This window comes from Francisella adeliensis (assembly GCF_003290445.1).
Lineage (GTDB): Bacteria > Pseudomonadota > Gammaproteobacteria > Francisellales > Francisellaceae > Francisella > Francisella adeliensis.
Window position 1 is genome coordinate 1135981 of sequence record NZ_CP021781.1, and the last position, 25652, is coordinate 1161632.

A 25652-nucleotide genomic window follows, 5' to 3' on the forward strand; every position below is an offset into this window, starting at 1 on the left:
TAATGTACCTAGAAGATTAAAAAATATCCTTTATAATATATGTATATTATTGATTATATTGTGTTTATGAAATTTTTAAAAAATAATAAAGGGTTCAGCTTAGTGGAACTAATGGTTGTAATAGCAATCGTAGCTATACTTGCTGCTATAGCTATTCCAGCCTACTCAAACTACACTATGAGAGTACGCTTTCAAGATGAGATTAGCAAGATGGATAATTATCGCAAGGCTATTACTGATTTCATTCAAAACTCTGGTGTCACTACAGATGCGGAATTTCAATCTGGTATTGCTAATGTAAAAGATAATTATCTTGGTGATGATAATGTCGCTATAATGAGTGAACTTAAAGCAAATAATGGTACTTTATTGTCTCACCCAGTTATAAATGGCACTACTTACCAAGTTGCACTAACCCCTAGAATTAATGATAATGGCTCTTTAATAAATTGGGAATGTAATATCCGTAATGAAACAAGTAATTCTGCCCCACCATCAGGAGCTATGCCAAATGGTTGTAACTCTACTGATACAGACTTAAATGATGATCAAAGTGCCTATAATGACGAGTATACAAGTCTTGAAGGCATTAGAGATACGGCTATAGCTGCAGCACATCAAGCATGGAATGATTTAACTTCAGATTATGTTGATGCAAGTACTGATGACACTACTACAGAAGGCTCTCTAGGTTCATTAAATGATTTAAAAAATACTGCTTTAGCAAATCAACAAAGTAATACTGACTCAATAAATAATGCTAGAGGTGTAATGGATGACTATTTTAACCCTTATGATACTTCTAATTTAGAAGCTAATTATACATCTACTTTAAGTACTCTCAATGATAATGGAGATGCTCTTACTTCAGAATCAACTCCAACTGAGTTTGCTAATGCTGGATTAACAGAACTTACTGCATATCGTGATAGTATTGCAGATACAGATAGTGCTGAATATACAGCTGCTAATACTGCTGTGACCAATAGAACTACAGAAATTTCAAACCTTGAAGCAGCTAAATCAAATTATGATACTGGTGTAGCCGCTGCTCCGGGACTTGCTTCTGAAGTAACAAGCATAAATTCTCAAATTAGTGATAAAAATACCGAGCTGAGTCAACAGGCTCTAACTGACTCTAATTTCACCGATAAAACAAACACAGCAAATCAAGATTTTAGTGACTCTCTTGATGAATTAAACTCTTCTGATGCATTCTCGGGAGATCATGTGGATAGAAATAATTCTTAAATTTAAAACTATATTACAAAGGAATAGAATATGAAAAAACTTTTAGCTTATACTTCCTTTACTCTACTAGCAAATATTGTTTTTGCAGACAAAGTTCCTTTTTACCTTATCATAGATAGTGAAACGGCATACTCCTGTAATGACAAAAAGAATAATAAAGAAAAAATAGAATGTGAAGATTCTAAAGAAAATCAAATTAACAACAATATTTGAGCTCCTCTTTAACTTCATACTTATTACAAAAACTTAATTCAAACATAGGCTACAAAGTGCTACTATTATAGTAACCAAAATATAGATTATTAGCATGGAAATATCTACAAAGCATATATTTAACTACTCTTTTATAGCACTACCCATAGCTTTTGCTAGTGTTCCTATCTACATATTCCTACCAGATTATTATCATACTAGTTTTGGTATAAATCTAACTATACTTAGTATAGTTTTATTTGGCTTACGGATATTTGATGCTATATTAGACCCTATAATTGGTTGGTATTGTGATCGTTTTCAGGCTTATGAAAAGGCTAGTTTTGTTGTTATAGTAGTTTTATTTATCTTGGGTATAACTATCACTTGTACGCCTATATTTAATAACAAAATCATCAATCTTTTTATTGGGATATTGCTAGCAACTATTTCATTTAGTTATTTGACTATATTTGTAGCGACAAAAGGAGCATTGTGGCTTAAAACTGACGATGATAAGTCAACTATTATTAGCGTTCGTGAGGTTTTTAATATCCTGGGTGTTTTGATAGCATCTGTACTACCATTTATTTTGTTAATCTTTTTCTCACGACAAGTTAGTTATAGTATATATTCTGTTACTGCTAGTTTGCTTATTTTCATTGCTAGTATATTTTTCATAAAATGGCTCAATGTAACAAAAATTTCTAATAAGAATACCCACGCATTTAAAGTATCCAACTATATTCAATCTTTTGATAAAGATGGTGTATTTTTATTTTCAGCATATATTTTGAGTGCTTTAGGATCAGCAATTCCAACTGTTACTATAGTATTTTTTAGTAGATATATACTCGATACAGCCAACTATACGGGATTTTATATATTTGTTTATTTTTTGGGAGCAATAATATCTATCCCTCTTATAAAAAAAATTGCTATGAAAATAGGAATTATTAAAACTTGGTGCTTAGCATTATTATTTTGTGTTTGTATGTTTGCTTTTGTACTTTTACTTGGAAAAGGGAATATTATAGCTTTCTCAGTTATAAGCTTTTTAGCTGGTGCTGGTTTTGCAAGTGAGCTTATATTACCAAGTATACTTTTAGCAAAGTGGATAGACTGTGAAAAACGAAGAAATCTAGGTAATGGCTATTATGCAATTTTGGCTTTCTTGGGTAAATTTTGTTTTGCACTAGCTACTATCATTGCGTTACCATTGCTAAATTCTCAGTTAGATAACTCTAGTGAAAATCTTGAAATAACTTTAAAAATCATCTATTGTGCTATGCCATGTATTGCAAAGTTAGGAGCAGCTATAGTATTATTTATTTGGTTCAAAGCAAAAAAACAAGGTATAAGTCATGTCTACTACTTTCCAAAAGTGTAACAAAATTTATAAAAACCTATTTAAGCTAATGTTTGCAAGTCTAATAATTTTAGTCCCAATGTATTGGACTATAGTTAAGTCAGATGCTGATTTCTTTAGTCCTATGGGTATATATCAAATATATATTTTTAAAATAAACCATGAGTTTTCTATGAGTACACGAATCATAGCCTTAGCTATAAGTTTTATCCCCACATTTGTTGTGCTTTATATACTCGGGCTTTTTGTGAGATTGTTTAGTTGTTATGAAAAGCTAGGGCTGTTTTCAACAAAAGTTGTTTCTACATATAGAAAGCTGGGCTGGGCTTTTATCTATTGGTTTATGGCTCAACTAATCTATAGCCCGCTAATTTCTTTTGCTTTGAGTTATGGTAATCCAAAAGGCGAAAGATTTTTCGCTGCTCAAATAAGTGGTATTGATTTTTTAGCATTGTTATTTGCAGGAATTCTAATGATAATAGCTTCTGTAATGCAGAAAGCGTATGAGCTGAACGAGAATGACTACAAATAAATTTATTATCTAATGCTACTTAAATTGCAACTCACTATCATTCCCACAAAGGTAAGAGTTTCTAAAGCAGTCAAAAGATGTATCGTGTCAATCGTAAGAATGATAATAATTTTAGATAAGTATCTATATTAAATAGATAAATCCTGCTGACTAGTAGCATTCAAGCTATCAGGAATCTTTAACTTGAAATGATTATACGCCATTAAAGTAGCTATACGCCCTCTTGCTGTACGCATTATATAACCTTGCTGGATAAGGTAAGGTTCTATAACATCTTCTATGGTCCCCTTTTCTTCACTTAACGCTGCTGCCATAGTATCTAAACCTACAGGCCCACCAGCAAACTTTTCCATAAGAGTAAGCAAATACTTATGATCCATATGATCAAACCCTACCGGATCAACTTTTAGCATACCTAACGCTTTATCTGCAATATCTAAAGTAATTTTACCGTCACTTTTAACTTGAGCGTAGTCTCTTACTCTACGCAAAAGTCTATTTGCTATACGAGGTGTTCCTCGTGATCGTTTAGCAATTTCTTTTGCTCCATCTTCTGTTATATCTAACTCTAAAAGCTCTCCTGATCTATATACTATCTTAGATAAATCCTCTATAGAATAAAACTCTAAGCGCTGGATAATCCCAAATCTATCACGAAGTGGTGATGTTAAAAGGCCGGCTCTTGTAGTTGCTCCTACTAGTGTAAACGGAGGCAGATCAATTTTGATAGATCTTGCAGCTGGGCCTTCACCAATCATTATATCTAATTGATAATCCTCCATTGCAGGATAAAGAATCTCTTCTATAACCGGGCTTAACCTATGAATTTCATCTATAAACAAGACATCATTTTCTTCAAGATTAGTTAAAAGTGCAGCTAAATCTCCCGCTTTTTCAAGTACAGGACCACTAGTTTGTTTAAGTTCCACACCCATTTCAGTAGCTATAATGTTTGATAATGTTGTTTTACCAAGACCTGGTGGACCAAATATAAGTGTATGATCTAAGGCATCATTTCGTGATTTTGCAGCCTCTATGAATATTTCCATTTGTTCACGAACAACGGGCTGACCTTCATATTCAGCTAAAGTTTTCGGACGAATTGCTCGATCAATAACTTTCTCGTCATTCGACTGAGTTATATTTGCTGAGATTATTCTATCTGTTTCGATCATAGTATTATCACATCTAGGCTTTGTTAGTATTATAACATCTAATTTAGTATAATATTATTATCATAATTAAATATATTAAACGGAGATAAAATGAAGTATTTACACACTATGGTTCGTGTTAAAGACCTAGAAAAATCACTTGATTTTTACTGTAATGTTTTAGGTTTAAAAGAAGTTAGTCGTTATGATAATGACAAAGGAGAATTTACTTTAATATTCTTATGTGCACCAGAAGACTATGAAAAAGCTAAAGTTGAAAAAGCTCCGACATTAGAACTTACATATAATTGGGGCGGAAAAGAGAGCTACTCTAATGGCCGTAACTTTGGCCATTTAGCATTTTTAGTTGATAATATTTATAAAACCTGTGAAAAAATTATGCATGCAGGAGTTACTATAAATAGGCCTCCTAGAGATGGACATATGGCTTTTATAAAATCTCCTGATGGCATTTCAATTGAACTTCTTCAGAAAGGTGAATCTTTAAAACCTGCTGATCCATGGTTAAGCATGGAAAATAAAGGAACTTGGTGATAAATAAACTTTGAAAAAGCACCTCTTATTGTCTACAATCAATGTATAAACTTTACTTATTATTTTAATGAGGAATTTCATGGAACTAAAAGAATTCAAACTACTTGAACTATCACATTTTGACAATGTTAAATCTATAGAGTATCTAACAAATGATGCCGCAACACTTCTATACTTAGATGATCCGGCTTTAAAAATATTTAGAGATTATAAAAAGCATAAAGCTTTAACTGTACCAGCTGATATGCCAATAGCTGATGTTAAGAAAAAACTTATAAGCAACTTTAAAGATCTCGCTTTAGTTACCAACACAGACAACAAAGTTGTAGGAACTATTGCTTTACACTACCTTGAGGGTAGAGCTATTTTAAAAAGAGCTGCTGATGAAGGCTTTAAAATGTCAGATATGGTTGCTAATGATGCCAAGATTAATTTAGCACAGATGAATACTATCTCATACCCAATTGTCGAAGGTGCTAAAATCGGACATATCTTGAACACACTGATCAACTCTGATAGACATCATATCATAGTGTATGATGAAGATAATAAAGGTAATAAATTTATCCGAGGATACTTCTCTTTAGCATTTATCCGTAGGAATCTAGGGTTAGACATCAAACATTTGATGCCTAAAAATGGTTTAACAAGACTCAGTGAAGATCTTTAAAACACATTCTAATACTCAAGCTTATCAACAATAATTTTTTCTAATTCACTCATTAACATGGGTCTTCCAGTATAATACCCCTGTATACTATCGCACTCTATTTCTTTTAAAAGTTCTAACTGTTCTTTCGTTTCTACACACTCAGCAACAGTCTTAAACCCAAGAGTCGATACTAAGTTTATAATTGCTTTCACTATAGTTAAATCACCTTTGTTTTTATCTATATTTCTAATAAAACTACCATCAATTTTTACCTGATTTACAGGTAATGATCTTAAGTAACTAAGTGAAGACTGCCCTACTCCAAAATCATCAATAGCATGTGAATAACCCACTCTTTTAGACTTATTAAGAAGGTCAACTGCAACTTTAGTATTTTCCATTAAAGCAGTCTCTGTAATTTCAAAACAAATATTTTTTGAATCAACACCTGAGTTATTAGCTAAATCCATTAACTCATTAAAAGCCGTTTTATCATTAAGATAAACAGTTGATACATTTAGAGATAACTCTATATCTTTAAGAATAGGGTTTCTTTCTAATAAGTCTTTAAACTTAGAAAGAGCTAGTTTAAAGACATATACTGTCAAATCTTTGATTAGGATACTTTCTTCTGCGACAAGTATAAATTCAGCAGGAGAAACCGTACCTAAATGTTCATCATTCCATCGACATAGAACTTCTATCCCAGAAAATCTTTTTTCTTTAAGACAATATTGCGGTTGGTAGACTAAAAATAGCTCATTATTTTCTATGGCTTTACGCAGTCCTATTTCTATTTTATTAAAGCGTGAATAATTTTCTTTTATTTCTTTGGAAAAATAGCATCTACTAGTGCCCATCATAGCTTTTGCTTTATCTTTAGTCAGCTCTAAATTATTTATTAAAGTTTCAGCTGTATTACCTTCTTCAGGGTAAAAAACAATACCAAAGCTTGCTGTATTGTATAGCTCAATTCCTTCAACAATAATCTTATTTGAAAATATTTTTTCTAATTTTTGTAAACATGTCTCAAATTTACTCACATGTTTATTATCTTTCAACATAATTACAAATTGATCTGCATTAAACCTTGATACGATAGTATTTTGCGGGACTGCTAATTTTATTTTATCTGCAATAGTTTTTAATAACTTATCACCAAAGCAACGACCATACCTTTCGTTTACTTTTTTAAAATTATCTACATCACAATATATGATAGCTAATTTATTTTTTAATAAATTAGCTACTTGTATTGATTCTTTTAAAACTTCTAAAAAATAATCCCTAGTAGCGAGTTTTGTAACACCATCAACTTTAAATAGTTTTGAAATTTCTTTCTCAGATCTTTCAATTTCTTTAGCTTGGTTTATTAATTTTTTTTCTAAAGACTTATTCTTTGCTACATCATATGAAAAATTGTAAATATCATTTAACTCTCGAAACTTCTCTTTTACTGATGTTCTTTCATTAATATACAATAACAATAAAACACCCGCTCCACCTTCAGGCATAAATCGAGCACATTCTAAAATATATTGCTTGCCATTAATAGATGCACCACTATTAATAAGATTTAAGCTTTTTGAGGCAGTTTTAAGATATTTCTTAAATGAGATTGCAGCATCTAGTTTTAGAAAAGATTCGTTATTAATCGTTTCACATACATTATGACTTATATTTGAAAAAATCTCATTATATTCTAAAATTTTGGCATCAAGATTTACTAATAAAACTGGCTTTTTACTCACTCTAGCTAAAACTTTAAAAACATCTTTATAGTCCATATTTAATCACCGATGAATTCTCTACCCTTTGCAGCATTAGCTTCTTTTGACTGAGAGTTTAACCAAACCGTAACTCTACATTCTTTATCACCATTAGCTATGGCTTCATCTATTGAAACTTTTGCATAACCAATACTATCAGCAGCGATTGTACCAAAAACATTCGTTGTCATCATACATAATGAAGGTCGCCCAATCACTTTTTCAGCGAAAGGACACTTTTTATTACCTAAAACTATTTTATCTTGAGTTTCTTCTATAATATAGAACTCTCCTTTAATCCGCTTTTTTAAATCAACCAAAACTTGAGCAAGAACATTTTTAGGTAACTTTTCTAAAGATAGGGCTTCTTTATATTCCGCATTCATTTCTTCACCCATGACTTGACCAACAACAGAGATAAACCCTTTCGAATCTTCTAAGCCAACAGTGTCTTGAAGAACACCTGTTAAATGATTAATTAATGAACGCAAAAAACCATCTCTTTCTATCTCGATATCTAAATCAGCTACTTTTTTTATATCACTCATAAGCTCTCCAGGTAATAACTTAAATACTACATAAACAGTATACTCTTGTCTCATATAAAACACTAATTTTAAGTGCATTTTGAAAAAAACTTATAGATACCCTTCAATAATTGGATAAATTTCATTAGCTATTATTTTATAACCTTTTGCATTAGGATGTACGCTATCTACCATCAGGTTACTATGTCCAAATAACCCATATAAAATATTCGGCACAAGTAAGCAACCGTTATCTTTTGCAAACTGGATATAATCATCAGCATAATCACTACTAAAATACGGAATATCTATACCCAATATAACAACTAATGCTCCTTGTTTATGCAATATTTCGACAATCTTCTTAAGATTTGCAAAAACTTCTTGAGCAGGTATTTTTTTCTTTAAGTCATTACCGCCTAATGTTATCAAAACAAGCTTAGGATCTTTAGCCACGACACTATCTACCCTAGCAAGTGCTTCAGAGGTAGTCTCTCCAGATATACCCATGTTTATTATTGGCTTACCTATGAGTTTAGATAATTGAGCTGGGTAGTTATCTGTTTTACTAACTCCGTACCCTGCTGTTAGACTATCACCAAAAGCTACTATAGTTTTACCACTAGGCTTGGCATTTATAATTTTCCAATTATTATTCGAACCTGTAAAATATGAGTGAGCAAAATAGCTAAATACGGCAATTATAGCTAAAATAAGTAGTTTTTTCATAAACTAAAACTTTTGAGTATTCTATTTACAAAGATTATAAAGAAGTTATCTAGAAAGTTCTATCGCAAACAGCGATTGTTCAATCTGGTAAAGATTTTGTATTTTCAAATTTACATCTAAAAAAAGTGATGTAAATTCATTAAGAGTTCTATCATATCCAGCAGAAACATTCAGCATATTTATATCATTAATACAGCCATCTTTATAGCTTTTATCATGAGAGATAATTACTCTATCTATCACTAATATCTTACCTCTTTCTGGTAATACTTGAATACAATTAAGCAAAATATCTTTGCATAACTGGTCATCTTTACCATGTAATATTGCTTTGAGAATATATAAATCAGCATTAGTAGGTATATCATCTAGAAAATTACCTGTAACATAACTACATCTTTCAGCTAAATTCTCTTTATTTATAAGATTATTAGCTCTAATCTCTAACATAGGTAAATCTAAACAAATACCTGATGTATCCTTATATTTATTTAGTATAGCCACTAAAAGATTTCCTACCCCTCCTCCTAAATCTACTATTTTTTTATATTTAGAAAAATCATAAACATTAAGAAGGCTCTCAACATAAATATTTGAATTCTGAGACATTGCATTTGTAAATACTTTATTTATATCATTGTTTTTTTCTAAAAACTGCCAGACATTATCACCAAACTCTAACTTAAAAGGGATACCTTTATCTTGAATTCCTTCTAGCAAATTAGAAGCTGATTTATAAAAATATTCAGCATGTAACTTTATAAAATCGTTCAAGCAATAATCATTTGCTGTTAGTAGATATTGAGATTCTTTATTATTAATAAAAACTTTATTAGGTAACTCATTAAAAATTCCCATAGAGGCAAGAAATCTCATAACCCTATAAAGCTTTTCTTGATTAACATTAACTTGCTTAGCTAAATAATAAATATCTTTAGGCTTTTTGATTAATAAGTCTGCTATTTTAAGTTCTGATGCTACGTATAGTGCCTGTGTATTATAATAGCTTAGGAGAATCTCTTTAATTAACATGAGCTTGCCTATACCCAAATTTATTTATATTAGTTTACTTAATTCAAGTGATATTTTATCAACAGAAAGGCAACTGTCATCGAGAAGTAAATCTTTAGAGCCATGTGACAAAAATTTATCTTGTAAGCCATAATTACGCACTATAGTATTTTGCTGTAAATCATTAGCTACAATATACTCATTTACTGCTGATCCTGCACCAGCAGATATAGTATTTTCTTCAATAGTTATGACTACATCATGAGTTTTACAAATATCAGAGATTATAGTCTCATCTAAAGGTTTAACAAAACGCATATCAATAAGAGTTGCATCATATTTATCTGCAATTTTTTCTGCAGTAGGTAATAAAGCACCAAAATTTAAAATAGCTAACTTACTACCTTTTTTAATAAGATTAGATTTGCCAAGCTGTATATCTAATGATTCTGAAATTTCTTCGCCAGTACCAGCACCTCTAGGGTACCTTACCATAGCTGGACCATTATATTCATATCCAAGTTCAAACATATGATGTGCTTCATTTTCATTACTTGGAGTCATGATTACATGATTCGGTATACAGCGCATAAAGCTAATATCAAAACTACCATCATGAGTTGAACCATCAGCCCCTACAAGGCCAGCCCTATCAATAGCATATAATACATCAAGATTTTGTAATGCCACATCATGAATAACCTGATCATAAGCTCGCTGTAAAAATGTCGAGTAGATCGCAACCACAGGCTTTAAACCTTGGCAAGCTAAACCACCGGCAAATGTAACAGCATGCTGCTCAGCAATTGCTACATCGAAGTATCTATCTGCATACTCTTGTGAAAACCTTATAAGATCAGATCCTTCTTTCATAGCTGGAGTTATACCGACCAACTTTGTATCTTTTGCAGCTTTTTCGCAAATCCAATTACCAAAGATATTTGAGTATGTAGGTTTAGGTTTCGAAGTTTTTGCAGAATCACAACCTGTATGAAAACTTGGTGCTACATGATGAAATTTAATAGGATCAGATTCAGCTTTTTCATAACCTTTACCTTTTTGAGTAACTATATGTAAAAGCTTAGGACCTTTATGCTTTTTGAGTATTTTTAAGGTTTTAACTAAATCTTCAACATCATGACCATCAACTGGCCCAACATAATAAAAACCTAAGTCTTCAAAAAAATTAGCAGGAACAAACATTCCCTTTGCCTGAGTTTCAAACCTTTTTACAAACTCAAACATTGGTGGGATATTTTTTAAAACTTCTTTACCTTTTTCTCTGACAGAGTTATAAAGACCACCTGAGATAATCTTACTAAAGTGTGCAGATAACCCACCGACATTATCAGAAATAGACATTTCATTATCATTTAAAACAACTAAAATATCTTCATCTATACCACCAGCATGATTTAGAGCTTCAAAAGCCATACCACCTGTTATAGCGCCGTCACCTATTATAGCTACAGTTTTAGTATTTTTATTTTGTAGTCTGTCACCGATAGCCATACCAAGAGCAGCACTTATAGAAGTGCTAGAATGACCCACACCAAAAGTATCATATTCACTTTCAGCTCGCTTTGGAAATCCTGAAATTCCACCAGCTTTTTTAATAGTTACAAGCTTATCTTTACGACCTGTAAGTATCTTATGAATATATGTCTGATGTCCGACATCCCATACGATGTTATCATAAGGAGTATTGTAGACATAATGCAAGGCAACTGTAAGCTCCGTAGCACCTAGACTACTAGCAAAATGCCCACCACTTACATCCAATGTATCAACTAAAAACTCACGTAATTCTGCAGATAAATTTTGTAACAGGCATTCTGTTAATAACTTTAAATCATCAGGAGTTTTTATATCATCTAAAATTTCATATTTTTTTTGCATACTATCTTCTTAAATCCAGTATTTGAGTACCTAAAATATTAAACTATTCCCACTCAATAGTACCAGGTGGTTTACCTGTTACATCATAGACTACTCTAGAAACCGTTTTTATTTCATTTACAATTCGGTTAGATACTAATGATAAAAAATCATGAGGTAAATTTGCCCAAGTAGCAGTCATAAAGTCTATACTAACAACAGCTCTTAATGCTATCACATACTCATACCTTCTTTGATCACCAACTACACCAACAGATTTAACTGGTAAAAACACAGCAAAGGCTTGAGATATATCATGATAAATATTGTGCTTAACAAGCTCTTCAATAAATATTGCATCGGCTCTTTGTAATGTTTCTACATACTCTTTTTTGATTTCACCAAGTATACGAATACCAAGGCCAGGTCCAGGGAATGGATGACGATATAGCATAGCATGTGGTAATCCTAAACCAACACCTAATCTTCTAACCTCATCCTTGAAAAGTTCACGTAATGGCTCAAGAAGTTTTAGCTTCATCTCTTTTGGTAAACCACCAACATTATGATGAGATTTAATAACATGAGCTTTTGAGCTACTATTACCAGCTGATTCAATAACATCACTGTAAATAGTACCTTGAGCTAACCATTTAGCATTCTCAATTTTAGAAGCCTCTTCATCAAATATCTCAACAAATAGTCCACCTATTATCTTACGCTTTTTCTCTGGATCATTCTCTCCAGCTAAAGCATCTAAAAATCTATTTTCAGCATCCACTCGGATAACATTTATATCCATATGATCTGCAAATACTTTCATTACTTGATCACCTTCGTTTAAGCGAAGTAAACCAGTATCAACAAATATACAAGTAAGCTGATCTCCAATAGCCTTATGAAGTATTGCAGCTACAACGGATGAGTCAACTCCACCAGATAAGCCTAAAATAACTTTATCAGTTCCAACTTTTTCTTTTATTTCTTCAATATCATTTTCAATAATATTTTCGATATTCCAAAGAGTGTCACACTTACATATTTCAACTACAAAGTTTTCAACTAACTGTTGCCCATGTTCTGTATGAGTAGTTTCAGGATGGAACTGCACACCATAAAAAGGTTTAGTTTTATGAGATACAGCTGCAATTGGAGCATTTATAGATGAAGCAATTATCTCAAAATGTTCACCGGTATCTGTAACTTTATCGCTATGGCTCATCCAAACAAGTTGTTCAGAACCTAGCTTTGCAAATAACTTATTTTCATCTTGTGCTATATTTATTATAGCTTTACCAAACTCACTTTGATCAGAGCCTTTGACTTCTCCACCATGTTGCATAACCATAGTCTGCATACCATAGCATATACCTAGCACTGGAATATTTAGTTCAAAAACTACACTTGGAGCTTTTATCTCAGAATCATATACAGATTCTGGTCCGCCTGAAAGTACGATACCTTTCGCATCGTAGTTTTTTATTAATTTAGGATCTACATCATGAGGAAATATCTCACAAAAAACACCTACTTCACGAACTCTTCTAGCTATAAGCTGTGTATATTGAGAACCAAAATCTAAAATTAAAATCTTATGATTATGTATATCAGTCATCATCATTTTTAAAATATGGGAATATTGCTATGTATTTTAGCCTAAATGAGCTTATTTGTAATTAGATTTTTCTATAAGGTTTATATTTTAAAGCTAGTTAATTAAATCAGCATCCCCATAACTGAAGTTACATACTAAACATATTTTATTTAACTGCAATCACCACATATGCTAAAATACAAAGAACTCTACAAAATCATAATTTAAATATGAAAACAAATTTTTGTGCAGGTCCTGCTGTAGTTCCTCAAAGTATTATAGAGCAACTACAATCAATGATTGTAAACTATAAGAATACAGGTGTTTCTTTACTTTCTATTTCTCACAGAGATAAAGCTTTTGAAGAAGTTTATACATCAATAGATACTGGTTTACGCCAGCTGTTACAGATACCTAAAGACTACTCTATATTACTAATGCAAGCTGGAGCTACTGCTCAATTTGCTGGTATTCCAATGAATTTATCAAGTAAGTACAAAAAAGCTCTTTATGTTTGTAGTGGACAATGGTCAGAAAAAGCAGCAAAAGAAGCATCTAAATTTATAGAAGTCGATGCTGTAACATATGATGATAATATCCAAGATAAGTTTGTAGCTGATAAGTATGACTACATATACTATACAGATAATGAAACTGTCGATGGTTTTCAAATAAATGAATTAGCTAAATCATGTAATACTGAAGTAGTATGTGATATGTCTTCTAGTTTTTTATCTAAACCTTTAAATATTGATACTTATGGCCTTATATATGCTGGGGCTCAAAAGAATGCTGGTATCCCTGGAGTTACTATAGTTATTATTAAAAACTCTCTTATTGAGAAAAAAGCTAACCTACCAATAGTACTTGATTACTGGGTGACTGAAAAATCTAAATCTGTTTATAATACTCCATCTGTCATCTCATGGGTAACTTTTGAGTTAACTCTTAAATATCTAATCAACAACTTCGGTAACCTTAAAAAAATTGAAGAATTTAACAACGAAAAAGCTGAATTACTTTACAAAACCATAGATAATTCAAATATATTTAGAAACACTATAAAAGCTAAATATAGATCAAACATGAATATAGTTTTTCAACTTACAAATGAAGAGCTCACAAAAAAATTCTTGGATGAGGCAGATAAAAAAGGGTTTTATGGGCTAAAAGGTCATAGATTGATCGGAGGTTGTAGAGCTAGCTTATACAATGCTGTTTCTTTAGAAGATGTGAAAAAATTAGTCAAATTTATGCAGGATTTTGAAAATGAACAATCATAAAATTATAACTATAGATGGCCCGAGTGGCGTTGGTAAAGGTACACTAGCAAAAGCACTTGCAAAACACTTTAATTATAAACTTTTAGATAGTGGCGCTATATACAGGCTTGCTGCTCTTCATTGTCTAAAGAACAACACAAACCTTGATAATGAGACAAATGTTTGTACTACTCTTAAAAACCTTTCAATATCTTTTGAAATTAATAATGATGAAGTAAATAGTTTATTAAATGGAGATAATGTTTCTAAAGAAATTCGCACAGAAAAAACAGGTATGAGCGCTTCAAAAATTGCAGCTTACCCTAAAGTTAGAGAAATATTATTTCAAAAGCAACAAGATTTTGCTACTGATGAAGGTTTAGTAGCTGACGGTAGAGATATGGGAACTGTAGTTTTCACAAATGCTAAATACAAGTTTTTCTTAGATGCGGATACTAAAATTACTGCTCAAAGAAGATACAAAGAACTAGAATCTAAGGGATTAAACCCAGATTTCGAAACTATCTTAGCTGATATAGAAAAAAGAGACTATCAAGATCGTAACCGTAAAGTAGCTCCTCTTAAACCAGCAGATGATGCGGTAATAATCAATACATCTCACCTTAGTATAAAAGAAGTTTTTGATAAAGTGGTTTCTCTAATTAAATAATTATTAAAAGCCCACCTTTATAACATCTCCATTAGCTATTCCTGCTATAGATTTTAAATATGCTGCCGCGACTTCTTCAGCTTTTACAGGTTTATAGCCTGGAAAAAAAGGAGCATATTTGTCTAATGCTTCTTCTACAACTGTTGGGCTCACCGCATTAATACGAAAATCTTTATACTCAAGAGATGCTGCTTTAATAAATCCTTCTAAACCAGCATTTACAGTAGCTGCTATGCTTCCTAATGCAATAGGCTCAACATTTAGTATACCTGTTGTAATGGTAAATGAACCACCTTTGGTTATATATTGAGCACCAATCTGTACTAAATTTATCTGACCTAAAAGTTTGTTCTCCAAGCTTAGATCCCAATCTGCTTGCTCGATCTCAGTAACACTTTTGAAAGCTACTTTTCCTGTTGTTGATACTAAAGCATCAAATGAACCCACTTTTTCAAATAATTCTTTGATAGAGTTAGGATTTTGTATATCAACATTATAGTGAGTATTTGCGCCTGAAAAACTTGCTGTTATAACTTCAAACCCTGCATTTTTCAAAGTACTTAAAGCTGCTTTGCCAATAGTACCACTGGCACCGATTAAAACTATTTTCTTACTCATATTCACTCCTGATAAATGGTACAAAAAAACAACCAACTAGCATATGCCAGTTAGCAATTTTAAAGTTTAATAATTTTTGATTTATAGAAAGGTGTTAGATTAATTATTTAGACTCAAGATACTTCATTACAGTTTCTGGAGAAGATTCACCGTAAGGGTCGTCATCAGCGTTATCACGCTTACCAGGCTCAACGAACATTTTCTCAACTTCGCCATTAGCTACAACCATAGCGTATCTCCATGTTCTGTGACCAAAACCTAAGTTAGATTTATCTACAAGCATGTCCATACCTTTAGTAAATTCACCATTACCATCTGGAATTGGCTTAATGTTTTTTACGCCTTGAGCTTGGATCCATTTGTTCATCACAAAAGTATCATTTACTGATAATACATAAATATCATCTATACCTAGCTCTTTAAATTTATCAGCATTGTTTTCAAAACCTGGTAACTGATAAGTTGAACAAGTTGGAGTGTATGCACCTGGTAAAGCAAATACGATAACTCTTTTGTTGTTAAAGATATCACCAGTAGTCACATCTTCCCATTTAAACGGGTTATCACCACCAATACTTTCATCTCTTACTCTTGTTCTAAAAGTTACTTCAGGAACTCTTTTAGTCATAACATCTCCTTGGTTTAGTTATTTATTGTTAGTTACGAGTATTATTGTATTATAGTTATTTCTAATTTAAAATATATAAATCTTATAGCTACAATAACAATTTCTTATATGAATACTCGCACATTAGAATATATCATAGCTGTCTATGAAACTAAAAGTTTTATCACTGCATCTGAAAGATGTTTTGTTAGTCAACCAGCTCTAAGTATGCAAATTAAAAAATTTGAAGAATATACAAACCTTCAAGTTTTTGAAAGAGGCACAAAGCAAGTGCTTATAACCAAAGCGGGTTTGAAGATTGTAAATCAAGCCTACAAAATACTTGATGAGGTTAGCAATCTTGACCGTATTGCAGAAATTAATCAAGATGGTAGTAGAATAAAAGTCTCTATAGGAGCATTCCCTACTTTATGCCCATATCTGATGCCAGAGATACTACCTTTAATTAAAAAAGAGTTTCCTGATATAAGTATTTCCCTGGTTGAAGAAAAAACTGATATTCTTGTTGATATGCTTGACCAAGGTAAGCTAGATTTTGCTTTTTTAGCAACCCCTACTGATGGTTATCAATTTCAAAGGAAAAACCTTTTTAAAGATAAATTTTTTGTAGCTGTAGCTAAAACAAATGAGTTATCAAAAAATAAATCTATAAGCATAGAGAATGTTATTAAAGAAAACCTTATGATTCTTGATGAAGGCAATTGCTTAAGAGACCAAACACTTAGGTTATGTAGTTTAAATAGTTATAATAATAATGACTTTAAAGGCAGTAGTTTAGAGACACTTCGTCAGATGGTATCTATTAATGAAGGGGTAACCTTAATTCCAAAAATAGCTTGCTCTAAGCATGAAAATATTAAATATATAAATATTGATGGTTCTGGATTTTACAGAAATATTGATTTAGTTATGAGAAAAAGCTCTGTTTATTCAGACTTATTTGAAAGTATATCCAATTTAGTTTCTAAAATATATAACTAATCTTTAGCTGACTATATTTGTACTTTCAAAAATCTTATCTGCTGATTTAGCAACAAAGCCTTGATAAAAATTTCCATCCTTATCTTTATATCGCTTAGCGAACTCATAATAACAACAAGGAATAGTCTCCTTACCATCTACAAAATCAACTTCAACGGATCCTGACATAGTACTTGATTGCTCAAGCAAATCAGTTGGAGAACCTTTAATCTCTCCACCTGAAACATTTAAACTTACATTATTCTCTTTGAGAAAGTCATTAACGGCTACAACACTATCAAAATTCTTTAGCTCATTAATAAATACAGTAAAGTGATTAGCTCTAAACCCAAAAGCATAAAACCAAGCAGCGTACTCTGACTCTTCGAGTAATTTTTTATAAGTTGCGTAGCTTATATTTGACCAACTAGTACCTGATGTTAGAAGCTTTTCTTTATTTTCTAAAAGTGCTTTAGGTATTGAATCAACGCAGGATTTCATAGTTTCTTGGAGGAATAGACTAAACTCTTCTATTAGTAACTGACTTATAAAAATTTTGGGTTTTGATTTATCATTATGCTCTAAATGTATAGCTTTTAACTTCTTAACATCAAAATCATAATCATTACAAACTACATAACCAAACCCAATAAAAGCCTCAGCAAGCTTATAAATATCTACTTTTGCGTTATTAACCGTTCGTAGTGCTATATGATCATTAACTGGTGTTTCACCTAATGATTCAAATAATTTATTTATCTTACCAACATGAGAGTTTGTATCAACATATTGTTGCCATAATTTATCTAAAAGATTATCACTCATACTAACCCTCCAAATTAAACTTAATTCCCTGTGCTAATGGTAAATCATCACCATAATTGATTGTACTAGTTTGTCTACGCATATAAGCTTTCCAAGCATCTGAACCAGCTTCTCGTCCTCCACCAGTACTTTTCTCACCACCAAATGCTCCACCAATTTCAGCACCTGATGTACCAATATTTACATTAGCAATACCGCAATCACTTCCTAAGCTTGAAAGGAATTTCTCAGCATTTTGTAAGTTATCTGTAAATATAGAGCTTGATAAACCATATTCAACAGAGTTATTAATATCAATTGCTTCATCAAGAGTATCAAACGGTAAAATATACAAAATTGGACAGAAATTTTCTTCCTGCATAATTTTCATATCTTTAGTAGCTTCTATAATTGCTGGTTCAACAAAGTACCCTTCTTTTTCAATCCTTTTACCGCCTGTTAAAACTTTACCACCCTGCTCCTTAGCTTGTGCGATTGTTTTTAGATAGTTATTTACAGAACCCTCATCAATAAGTGGTCCCATTAGATTCTCTTGATTTAATGGATCTCCAACAGTTACTTGCTTATAAGCATTTACCATTTTTTCTTTAACAAGAGCATAAATAGAGCTATGTATAAGTAGTCTTCTTAAAGATGTACAGCGTTGTCCAGCTGTACCAACAGCTCCAAACACTGCACCTGGAATTGCAAGTTTAAGATTTGCTGATTCATCTAATATAGTTGCATTATTACCACCCAATTCTAAAATAGATTTCCCAAATCTTTTAGCTACTTGCTGCCCAACTTCTCGACCGACTTTTGTGGAACCTGTAAAAGAAACTAAGTTAACTTTTTCACTATTTACAAGCTCTTTTGATACATCTATATCTTTTGAAATGACTGTATAAAAAACTTCAGGGAAATTATTTTCTTTCACAACTTTATTGCATATATTTTGTACAGCTATAGCGCATAAAGGTGTTTTCTCAGAAGGTTTCCAAACCACTGTATTTCCACATATTACGGCAATAAAAGCATTCCATGACCACACAGCTACTGGGAAATTAAAAGCAGAAACAACTCCAACAACACCTAAAGGATGCCACTGATCGTACATTCTATGACCTTCTCTTTCCGAGTGCATTGTAGCACCATAAAGCATACGCGATTGTCCAACAGCAAAATCTGCCATATCTATCATTTCTTGGACTTCACCATCACCTTCTTGTTTAGATTTCCCCATTTCTAAAGAAACTAAAGTACCTAGTGCATCTTTATTTTTACGTAACTCTTCGCTTATTAAGCGAACTAGTTCTCCTCTTTTAGGTGCTGGAACTGCTTTCCAAGTTTTAGAAACCTCAACAGCTTTTGATATTGCACTCTGCATTTGAGCAACACCTTCGTTCTCTACTTTAGCTAAAATTTGAGCATTTGCCGGGCTTACACTCTCTATAAAATTATCACAATCATTTACAATGGATTTTTCTAAACCTAAGTTTAAATCTTTTAAATTAATCATTTTTAACTTCCCTTAATCTGCTTGAACCAATAAACCTGAATTTTTATAATAATCTCCAAAAGTATTTTCATAAAAACCTTTTAGACTAATAGTTTCTTGATTAATAAAACCTTTTAGATTTCCTTTATTTAAGAACTCATCTATACTTACACATAAACTAGTTGCAGTAGTTAGCTGTAGCGCTGAGAAATGTTTACCATACATTATTTTTGACGGGAACTTTTGTGCGTAATGTCTCTCAGACTTTAGCCCCTTCCTTACGCCACTAACAGATACATAAATTAAAACAATATCTTGGTTTATACGCTCAATAGCATTATCTAAGATTTTTGCAGTTAACTCTAGATCTTCACCAAGTTTCATATCTTGCATTAAGAATTTCATTTTTTCACAGTGACCTGGGTGGCGAATACTTTTATAATTAATATTCTTTACTTTACCTTCATAGGTTTCTATCATCGAACCAATACCACCAGAAGTGTTAAAAGCTTCATAAGTTAGACCGTCTATCTTTATTTCCTCAACATCTGCAAGTGGTGCTATAATTCTTTTTTCACCATCGACAACGCCTTCACAAGGTTTAGCATATTCATTTACTAACCCTTCCGTTGACCATGTTAGACCATATTGTAAAGTATTTGATACGTTTAAAGGTAGTGCACCGACTCTCATTCTTACTGTATCTATCTCTTCAAATTCGCCCATAAGACTATTTGTAACAATACTTATAAACCCTGGAGCTAAACCACACTGTGGCGCAAAAAAACAATCGGCTTTTTTAGCAATACTTTTAATATATTTTGTGGCTTCTATGTCTTCTGTTAAGTCAAAATAATTAAGATTATGTTCTGATGCAATCTCAGCTATCGATTTATTTAAAAAATACGGCAAACAAGAAACTACAGCATCAAACTGGTTCTTTGTTATATATTCTTTAAACTCATTTGAATTAGTAACATCAAGCGAGATGTACTTCAAGTTTGATTCATTTTTATCAAGCTTAGGCTTGTCATTAGGTATAACTTTATCTGATAAATGAACTGTATATTTACCACTATCAACTAGCAATGATGATACTAAAGAGCCTACTCTACCAGCTCCTAATACTAAAATATTCTTCATAACATTTCTTAACATATATAACTGATGTACTATCATTTATAGCACTAAGTTATCTGCTAGTAAATAAAAATCAGAGCCTATTTGTGATAATTCATGAAAACTTCTGAAGATAATTGATTCTTTTAATGCCTATTTAAACAATAAAATAAAAGACCTTTTTAAACTTACCAACCTCTACAACCCAGAGTAAAGTTGTTTTACCCTGTTTAATATCAACTTTTTGTCGAATGTTATTTACCTGTATTGTATATTTGCCACTATCAAGCTGTTGTTCAAACAAATCAACATTTGCAGGCAACAAAAGCCAACTTCTTAAGTCAGCTCGTTTAGGATCTTTATTAGATAAACTAAAATTAAGATGATTCCCAGCTAATCCCCCTAAAGCAAGCTTCTCTACTTGATCATTTTTATACGCTTCTATCATAATATTTTTCGCAATAATTCTTGGGTACTCATCAATTAATGATTTAATTGCAAAAAGAGTGTTATCCATAAGAGTTTCTGTATAAGTATCCACTATGGTTTTTTTACTATCTGTAGTTATAGTGACTTTTTTAGGTTCATAGAAGCTATAGTTTGTAGCGTATACTGGTAAATCAAACTTAGTATCTCCTATATTTCCTAAATCTAGTTTTGCTATAGCTTCTTGACGAGGATTAACTAAGCCTTGCTCATAAAATACAACCACTCTACCCATACCCATTGAGAAAGAAGAATTACCACTATTTATAGCTGAGTTGAACTCATAGATAGTCTGATTTAAGTACTTATTGCCAACAGCATATTGCTCAGCAGTATTTAAATCATTCAGAGAGCTTTTATAATCTTTAGATATAGAAGATTCCAGAATTGCTTTTAGATATAAACCTAAAGGATTTCCATACGCATTAGGTATTCTTTTTGAATAACCAAACATTCTTTTTAAATCTTCAAAATTATTAAGCCCTAGGATATTATCCGTAATATCATTTTTCTCTAAGCTTTTTTTAGATAATTGCTTTATACCTGCAGCAATTAAATCTTGTTGAGTCGTCCAAAGTTGTGCACTTGGAAGCTTATCAAGCTCTGATAAAGCACTTTTTACTTGATTAGTTTTTAAATAATTTAAAGCTTGATAAGTATATAGGTTTGAAATTGCATAATCTGGAATGTTATATGCTGTTTTTATATCATAATAGTTATAGCTTTTTCTATCAAGCACTATTGATTTAGCTTTTTTGATAGATTCTTCTTCTGATTGAGGTACTGTTTTTATGGCATTATCATAAGAAACTATAGACCCTTTAAAGTCTCCATTTAACTGCAGCAACCTTCCTTTTTCTAGTTCATTAAGGTTTTTTAACTGTGCAATGTTAGCAATATTATTATTTTGCCCAATCGCTGTCTTAACTGATGCCTTAGCAACATCAACACGAACTGGAATAAACATATTCGGATAATTATGAGCAGCAAATTCCACTTTTGTTTTATCATTTTTCACAGTACTACAGCTTGCTAAAACTATAGTACTAGATAGGATTATAAACTTATTTATATTCATTTTTTAAAGCACCAATGCCAAGGTTCATAAATAAAACCATATATGTTATCTCTTGGAAAACTCATTACAAAACCAAACTTATAAGCATTTCCAGTGAGCCATTTAAATGCTTGTGTATTTTCAAAATTTTCTGTTAAAACCTCTTGTTCATCACCTGTGGTAAAATCTATAGCACAACCAGTGTGATGCTCACTCTCACCAACTAGAGCATTTACTTTAAAAATCTGTTCTATAGATTGTCCATTTGCTAATTTACGATTGATTATATTTTGCTGATAATCATAGCTCCTAAAACCAGATACAATATGCAAATTAACTTCATCTTTCGAAGCTTGTTCTTTTAGTTTTAACCAAGCTTGATGAGTTTGTTTTTCCAAATATAGATCTCTATCAAAGAAGTCTTTACCAGCATTAACAAGCTCTTGTGCTGATGCTTCTCTATATATAGGTCGTTTTACCATTTTGCATCTATTATGTTTAGTACATTCTTAAGATAATCATCATGAACTTGAGTATCTTTAACTTCAGCCACACGTAGATTTAGCTTACTAACATTGATATCTATTTTATCTTTACTAGCTGTTCTATCAGAGTGTAATAATAAATTAGTTTGTCCACCAGTCATAGCTAGATACACATCCGCTAAAAGCTCACTATCAAGTAGTGCTCCATGAAACTCACGATGATCATTTTTTATAAAATATCTTTTACATAGAGCATCAAGATTATTTTTTTGCATTGGATGTTTTTTTCTAGCAACTGCAAGACTGTCTATAATATTCTCAACATTATCTTCTATAGTTCCGTACTTATTGTTTTTAAGTAGACCAAGTTCCCAGTTTAAAAACGGCACATCGAATGGCGCATTATGAATTATAATTTCAGCATCTTTAAGATACTCTATCATTCTTTCAGCATTTTCTTCAAATATAGGCTTATCTGCCAAAAACTCATTTGTCAGACCATGTACGCGTAAAGCCCCAGGTTCAACCTCATAATTAGGGTTACAATAGAAATGTAGATTATTTCCAGTAAGCTTTCTATCTATAACTTCAACAGCACCAAACTCTATAATTCTATTTCCAATTTTGTAGTCAAAACCAGTAGTCTCTGTATCTAAAAATATTTGTCGTGACATTTAGTAAAACATTTAGATTCTTATAAGGAGATTATAGCAATTACTAACTATAAATATATAGTGTAGTTTAAAGAAAGATAATTTTGTCGCTCATTAAAATGCGTACTTTTTGAAGTGATATTTGTATAATCTAAACCAAGCCAAGAGCCATAAAAAGCATTCCACCTTGCTCCAGCACCATACTGAAACGAGTAGTTTTCAGAATCTTGCCTAATATGAGAGTAATCAACATAAGGTATTAGCCTTTTACCATAAACTGTAGCTGTATAGCTAGTTTGCAGTGACCATGTGGCAATATTTCTACCAGAACCTAAAAAACCGTCATAAATTAAGTTAGCACTTGGCTTTACTGACCCAAAAAATGGCACTCCTGCAATATTGTTAGGGCTAACAGATGATGAATTATTTACACCTCCAACCCCTTTATCTGTAAGCAAAGCTTCCGCCTCAAAGTTTATATCAGATATCGACAAACCATAGTTAACATCAATAGCACCAACATTATTACCATTCTTTGTTTCAAACCCTGACACATTTGAGTACGCTAGGCCAAAAAATTGATAATCCCCAGCATTTTCCATCTCATAAATATATTTACTATTTAATGAAAAACCAAGACCATTACTACTTTGGGCATTTGTTATACCGAAATAACTATCAGGATTAGCATTAAGTAAAACAGCATTAAGATGTAAATCTGCTGTATGGTATGAAATGTTAGCATTACCTCCAGATTGCATGAAATACAGTCTTGTTAGTGTTGGCACATAGTTAGAAACAATATCAAAATTACCATACATTACCGTAGAATTTGCTACATAACCAAAGACTGGAGCTTCCGCTAAATCACCAACGATAAGATATAAAGTACTTGGGAAAAAGTTTAAGCCGTGTTGATGTTCTTGATAAAGAGAAAAACCAACTAAGGCACTCACCCACTTAGACATCGTTGAAGCTACATACCCATCAACATTATAAGAGAAATTTTTATTTTCACCACCCTGAGGGACATGATTAAGCCTTTGATAATCAATAAGACTTGCCCTAGCACCCATATAGATATAATCATCCTCAAGTATCCCTTGCTGACGTGCTTGTAGCATAAACAAAGGATCGCCTGTATCTTCTTGGGTGTTTAGCATTGCATGAGTGAAAGTTTCACTAACTCTAAAACCATTAAAAAATGAGGTTTTAATTGCATTTATATTCAGAGCTTCATTTACTTTATTATCAAATGTTTTTTTAGATAAAGCTCTCTTCTCCGCACCAGTTAAAGCTTCACCCTCTTTTACTGCTAAGTCTTGTATAGCTTGTTTAGAATTACTACCATCTTTTTTATCTTGTATTTCAACCTCATATGAGATTTTAGACGTTATGAAATCTCTATTTGGAAAAACCCTTCTAAATGCATTTGATTCTAGCCTTCTTATGGTTTCTGGAGTATATATAGGTTTTTTTGGTGCTTCTTGACTAGTAGCTTTTTTCACTTGAGGTGTAGTTGCAGTATTTTCATCAGCATATAAACTATTAGTTAATAGTAATGATAATAAAAATGTTTTAAAAACTGCTTTTTTCATCCTCTTAGATCCCATTTACAAATCTTGAGAAATAGAGCCGCTTGAACTAGCTATACTCTTTATTTGAGAATTTGTTAAAGCCTCACCCTCTTTCATTTCTAGATCATCAATTTCTGTGACAATTGACTTTGATACAGGTACTTGCTTTCCATCCTCATTGATAAAGTATGCCACCGCAAAATCAGCATATATAAAAGCAAAAAATATACATACTACACGAAATATCATATTCTTTTTCATAGCGAGGCTTTATCTAAACTTATACTTTTTTAACAAACTGCGACTTTAACTTCATGGCTCCAATGCCATCTACTTTACAGTCAATATCATGATCACCCTCTACGAGTCTTATGCTTTTAACTTTTGTACCAACCTTTATAACAGTTGATGACCCTTTTAGTTTTAAATCTTTTATAACAGTTACACTATCACCATCCTTGAGTAAATTACCATTCGAATCCTTTATAACAAGAGCATCCTCATCAACTTCATTAGGTTGCCACTCATACGCACATTCAGGGCATATAAATAGCTCACCGTCTTGGTAAACAAATTCCGAGTTACATTTAGGGCAGGCAGGTATATTTTGCATAACATTTCT

The 25652-nt window shown here is 31.9% G+C and carries 27 protein-coding genes; 9 read left to right on the forward strand and 18 right to left on the reverse strand.

Features of this window, described 5'->3' with window-relative positions:
• The first annotated feature begins 66 nt into the window (after window positions 1-66).
• From CDH04_RS10040 to CDH04_RS05500, 4 genes are all read left to right on the forward strand, one after another.
• Window positions 67-1251: a prepilin-type N-terminal cleavage/methylation domain-containing protein gene (locus CDH04_RS10040; protein ID WP_162699204.1), complete on the forward strand. Its 1185-nt coding sequence runs from the start codon at window positions 67-69 to the stop codon at window positions 1249-1251.
• A gap of 30 nt (window positions 1252-1281) precedes the next feature.
• Complete coding sequence (locus CDH04_RS05490) at window positions 1282-1464, forward strand: hypothetical protein (protein WP_112870077.1); 183 nt, start codon at window positions 1282-1284, stop codon at window positions 1462-1464.
• Window positions 1465-1558: 94 nt separating this feature from the next.
• On the forward strand, window positions 1559-2833 hold the full coding sequence (locus tag CDH04_RS05495) for an MFS transporter (protein WP_112870078.1): 1275 nt from the start codon (window positions 1559-1561) through the stop codon (window positions 2831-2833).
• On the forward strand, window positions 2808-3344 hold the full coding sequence (locus tag CDH04_RS05500) for a DUF2975 domain-containing protein (protein ID WP_112870079.1): 537 nt from the start codon (window positions 2808-2810) through the stop codon (window positions 3342-3344). Before CDH04_RS05495 ends, CDH04_RS05500 begins: the two co-directional genes overlap by 26 nt.
• A gap of 128 nt (window positions 3345-3472) precedes the next feature.
• Here the strand turns inward: CDH04_RS05500 and ruvB are convergent, their stop codons facing one another.
• A complete protein-coding gene (gene ruvB, locus CDH04_RS05505) occupies window positions 3473-4519 on the reverse strand; it encodes a Holliday junction branch migration DNA helicase RuvB (protein ID WP_112870080.1) in 1047 nt (348 codons plus the stop codon).
• A 90-nt stretch (window positions 4520-4609) separates the two neighbouring features.
• Here ruvB and gloA point away from each other — a divergent pair, with 90 nt between their 5' ends.
• Both gloA and CDH04_RS05515 read left to right on the forward strand, forming a co-directional pair.
• Complete coding sequence (gene gloA / locus CDH04_RS05510) at window positions 4610-5053, forward strand: lactoylglutathione lyase (RefSeq protein WP_112870081.1); 444 nt, start codon at window positions 4610-4612, stop codon at window positions 5051-5053.
• A gap of 79 nt (window positions 5054-5132) precedes the next feature.
• Window positions 5133-5723 carry a CBS domain-containing protein gene (locus CDH04_RS05515; RefSeq protein WP_112870082.1) on the forward strand — a complete coding sequence of 197 codons (591 nt, stop codon included), beginning with the start codon at window positions 5133-5135 and terminating at the stop codon, window positions 5721-5723.
• A gap of 8 nt (window positions 5724-5731) precedes the next feature.
• On the opposite strand, the gene CDH04_RS05520 is transcribed toward CDH04_RS05515, so the two are convergent.
• The 6 genes from CDH04_RS05520 to guaA are packed head-to-tail and all read right to left on the reverse strand — an operon-like array spanning window position 5732 to window position 13234.
• Window positions 5732-7492: a putative bifunctional diguanylate cyclase/phosphodiesterase gene (locus CDH04_RS05520; RefSeq protein ID WP_112870083.1), complete on the reverse strand. Its 1761-nt coding sequence runs from the start codon at window positions 7490-7492 to the stop codon at window positions 5732-5734.
• Window positions 7493-7494: 2 nt separating this feature from the next.
• Window positions 7495-8100, reverse strand: a complete 606-nt coding sequence (locus CDH04_RS05525) for a methanogen output domain 1-containing protein (protein WP_244909956.1) — start codon at window positions 8098-8100, stop codon at window positions 7495-7497.
• A 12-nt stretch (window positions 8101-8112) separates the two neighbouring features.
• Window positions 8113-8730, reverse strand: a complete 618-nt coding sequence (locus tag CDH04_RS05530; protein ID WP_112870084.1) for an arylesterase — start codon at window positions 8728-8730, stop codon at window positions 8113-8115.
• 45 nt (window positions 8731-8775) lie between these two features.
• Complete coding sequence (locus CDH04_RS05535; RefSeq protein ID WP_112870085.1) at window positions 8776-9762, reverse strand: methyltransferase; 987 nt, start codon at window positions 9760-9762, stop codon at window positions 8776-8778.
• A gap of 24 nt (window positions 9763-9786) precedes the next feature.
• Window positions 9787-11640, reverse strand: coding sequence for a 1-deoxy-D-xylulose-5-phosphate synthase (dxs, locus tag CDH04_RS05540; protein WP_112870086.1), 1854 nt, complete (start codon window positions 11638-11640; stop codon window positions 9787-9789).
• Between the two features lie 43 nt (window positions 11641-11683).
• Window positions 11684-13234 (reverse strand): glutamine-hydrolyzing GMP synthase, encoded by a 1551-nt coding sequence (guaA, locus tag CDH04_RS05545; protein WP_112870905.1) that lies wholly within the window; start codon window positions 13232-13234, stop codon window positions 11684-11686.
• Between the two features lie 209 nt (window positions 13235-13443).
• Between guaA and serC the strand changes: the two genes are divergently transcribed.
• A complete protein-coding gene (gene serC, locus CDH04_RS05550) occupies window positions 13444-14496 on the forward strand; it encodes a 3-phosphoserine/phosphohydroxythreonine transaminase (protein ID WP_112870087.1) in 1053 nt (350 codons plus the stop codon).
• Window positions 14483-15145: a (d)CMP kinase gene (gene cmk / locus CDH04_RS05555; protein ID WP_112870088.1), complete on the forward strand. Its 663-nt coding sequence runs from the start codon at window positions 14483-14485 to the stop codon at window positions 15143-15145. Before serC ends, cmk begins: the two co-directional genes overlap by 14 nt.
• A 3-nt stretch (window positions 15146-15148) precedes the next feature.
• Here cmk and CDH04_RS05560 read toward each other — a convergent pair whose 3' ends face one another.
• On the reverse strand, window positions 15149-15763 hold the full coding sequence (locus CDH04_RS05560) for a short chain dehydrogenase (RefSeq protein WP_112870089.1): 615 nt from the start codon (window positions 15761-15763) through the stop codon (window positions 15149-15151).
• 103 nt (window positions 15764-15866) lie between these two features.
• Window positions 15867-16391, reverse strand: a complete 525-nt coding sequence (locus CDH04_RS05565) for a peroxiredoxin (protein ID WP_112870090.1) — start codon at window positions 16389-16391, stop codon at window positions 15867-15869.
• A gap of 108 nt (window positions 16392-16499) precedes the next feature.
• On the opposite strand from CDH04_RS05565, the gene oxyR reads away from it, so the two are divergent.
• Window positions 16500-17372: an oxidative stress transcriptional regulator OxyR gene (oxyR, locus tag CDH04_RS05570; protein WP_112870091.1), complete on the forward strand. Its 873-nt coding sequence runs from the start codon at window positions 16500-16502 to the stop codon at window positions 17370-17372.
• A 3-nt stretch (window positions 17373-17375) separates the two neighbouring features.
• On the opposite strand, the gene CDH04_RS05575 is transcribed toward oxyR, so the two are convergent.
• The 9 genes from CDH04_RS05575 to CDH04_RS05620 form a co-directional block, all read right to left on the reverse strand.
• Complete coding sequence (locus CDH04_RS05575; protein WP_112870092.1) at window positions 17376-18176, reverse strand: DUF1338 domain-containing protein; 801 nt, start codon at window positions 18174-18176, stop codon at window positions 17376-17378.
• Window position 18177: 1 nt separating this feature from the next.
• The gene (gene amaB / locus CDH04_RS05580) at window positions 18178-19674 is read right to left on the reverse strand and encodes an L-piperidine-6-carboxylate dehydrogenase (RefSeq protein WP_112870093.1); all 1497 of its coding nucleotides are present in this window, start codon (window positions 19672-19674) and stop codon (window positions 18178-18180) included.
• Between the two features lie 12 nt (window positions 19675-19686).
• On the reverse strand, window positions 19687-20796 hold the full coding sequence (locus CDH04_RS05585; protein WP_112870094.1) for a saccharopine dehydrogenase family protein: 1110 nt from the start codon (window positions 20794-20796) through the stop codon (window positions 19687-19689).
• 133 nt (window positions 20797-20929) lie between these two features.
• Complete coding sequence (locus tag CDH04_RS05590) at window positions 20930-22336, reverse strand: COG3014 family protein (protein ID WP_112870095.1); 1407 nt, start codon at window positions 22334-22336, stop codon at window positions 20930-20932.
• Window positions 22333-22797, reverse strand: coding sequence for a M15 family metallopeptidase (locus tag CDH04_RS05595; RefSeq protein ID WP_112870096.1), 465 nt, complete (start codon window positions 22795-22797; stop codon window positions 22333-22335). Before CDH04_RS05595 ends, CDH04_RS05590 begins: the two co-directional genes overlap by 4 nt.
• A complete protein-coding gene (gene dnaQ, locus CDH04_RS05600; RefSeq protein ID WP_112870097.1) occupies window positions 22791-23474 on the reverse strand; it encodes a DNA polymerase III subunit epsilon in 684 nt (227 codons plus the stop codon). The genes CDH04_RS05595 and dnaQ overlap by 7 nt, the downstream gene beginning before the upstream one ends.
• Window positions 23475-23521: 47 nt before the next feature.
• Window positions 23522-25051, reverse strand: coding sequence for a hypothetical protein (locus CDH04_RS09955; protein ID WP_234393419.1), 1530 nt, complete (start codon window positions 25049-25051; stop codon window positions 23522-23524).
• A gap of 15 nt (window positions 25052-25066) precedes the next feature.
• Window positions 25067-25291: a hypothetical protein gene (locus CDH04_RS05615; RefSeq protein ID WP_234393420.1), complete on the reverse strand. Its 225-nt coding sequence runs from the start codon at window positions 25289-25291 to the stop codon at window positions 25067-25069.
• A gap of 19 nt (window positions 25292-25310) precedes the next feature.
• A complete protein-coding gene (locus CDH04_RS05620) occupies window positions 25311-25643 on the reverse strand; it encodes a zinc ribbon domain-containing protein YjdM (RefSeq protein ID WP_112870098.1) in 333 nt (110 codons plus the stop codon).
• Between the last annotated feature and the right edge of the window lie 9 nt (window positions 25644-25652).

Coding starts and splice junctions, on each gene's coding strand:
- CDH04_RS05585 (WP_112870094.1), bottom strand. CDS start 20,796: ATGAAGAATATTTTAGTATTAGGAGCTGGTAGAGTAGGCTCTTTAGTA.
- CDH04_RS05525 (WP_244909956.1), bottom strand. CDS start 8,100: ATGCACTTAAAATTAGTGTTTTATATGAGACAAGAGTATACTGTTTAT.
- guaA (WP_112870905.1), bottom strand. CDS start 13,234: ATGACTGATATACATAATCATAAGATTTTAATTTTAGATTTTGGTTCT.
- CDH04_RS05565 (WP_112870090.1), bottom strand. CDS start 16,391: ATGACTAAAAGAGTTCCTGAAGTAACTTTTAGAACAAGAGTAAGAGAT.
- CDH04_RS05500 (WP_112870079.1), top strand. CDS start 2,808: ATGTCTACTACTTTCCAAAAGTGTAACAAAATTTATAAAAACCTATTT.
- CDH04_RS05620 (WP_112870098.1), bottom strand. CDS start 25,643: ATGCAAAATATACCTGCCTGCCCTAAATGTAACTCGGAATTTGTTTAC.
- CDH04_RS05590 (WP_112870095.1), bottom strand. CDS start 22,336: ATGAATATAAATAAGTTTATAATCCTATCTAGTACTATAGTTTTAGCA.
- CDH04_RS05560 (WP_112870089.1), bottom strand. CDS start 15,763: ATGAGTAAGAAAATAGTTTTAATCGGTGCCAGTGGTACTATTGGCAAA.
- gloA (WP_112870081.1), top strand. CDS start 4,610: ATGAAGTATTTACACACTATGGTTCGTGTTAAAGACCTAGAAAAATCA.
- amaB (WP_112870093.1), bottom strand. CDS start 19,674: ATGATTAATTTAAAAGATTTAAACTTAGGTTTAGAAAAATCCATTGTA.
- CDH04_RS05515 (WP_112870082.1), top strand. CDS start 5,133: ATGGAACTAAAAGAATTCAAACTACTTGAACTATCACATTTTGACAAT.
- CDH04_RS05495 (WP_112870078.1), top strand. CDS start 1,559: ATGGAAATATCTACAAAGCATATATTTAACTACTCTTTTATAGCACTA.
- oxyR (WP_112870091.1), top strand. CDS start 16,500: ATGAATACTCGCACATTAGAATATATCATAGCTGTCTATGAAACTAAA.
- CDH04_RS05595 (WP_112870096.1), bottom strand. CDS start 22,797: ATGGTAAAACGACCTATATATAGAGAAGCATCAGCACAAGAGCTTGTT.
- CDH04_RS05530 (WP_112870084.1), bottom strand. CDS start 8,730: ATGAAAAAACTACTTATTTTAGCTATAATTGCCGTATTTAGCTATTTT.
- CDH04_RS05490 (WP_112870077.1), top strand. CDS start 1,282: ATGAAAAAACTTTTAGCTTATACTTCCTTTACTCTACTAGCAAATATT.
- cmk (WP_112870088.1), top strand. CDS start 14,483: ATGAACAATCATAAAATTATAACTATAGATGGCCCGAGTGGCGTTGGT.
- CDH04_RS05535 (WP_112870085.1), bottom strand. CDS start 9,762: ATGTTAATTAAAGAGATTCTCCTAAGCTATTATAATACACAGGCACTA.
- dxs (WP_112870086.1), bottom strand. CDS start 11,640: ATGCAAAAAAAATATGAAATTTTAGATGATATAAAAACTCCTGATGAT.
- dnaQ (WP_112870097.1), bottom strand. CDS start 23,474: ATGTCACGACAAATATTTTTAGATACAGAGACTACTGGTTTTGACTAC.
- CDH04_RS05575 (WP_112870092.1), bottom strand. CDS start 18,176: ATGAGTGATAATCTTTTAGATAAATTATGGCAACAATATGTTGATACA.
- serC (WP_112870087.1), top strand. CDS start 13,444: ATGAAAACAAATTTTTGTGCAGGTCCTGCTGTAGTTCCTCAAAGTATT.
- CDH04_RS05520 (WP_112870083.1), bottom strand. CDS start 7,492: ATGGACTATAAAGATGTTTTTAAAGTTTTAGCTAGAGTGAGTAAAAAG.
- ruvB (WP_112870080.1), bottom strand. CDS start 4,519: ATGATCGAAACAGATAGAATAATCTCAGCAAATATAACTCAGTCGAAT.
- CDH04_RS05615 (WP_234393420.1), bottom strand. CDS start 25,291: ATGAAAAAGAATATGATATTTCGTGTAGTATGTATATTTTTTGCTTTT.
- CDH04_RS10040 (WP_162699204.1), top strand. CDS start 67: ATGAAATTTTTAAAAAATAATAAAGGGTTCAGCTTAGTGGAACTAATG.
- CDH04_RS09955 (WP_234393419.1), bottom strand. CDS start 25,051: ATGAAAAAAGCAGTTTTTAAAACATTTTTATTATCATTACTATTAACT.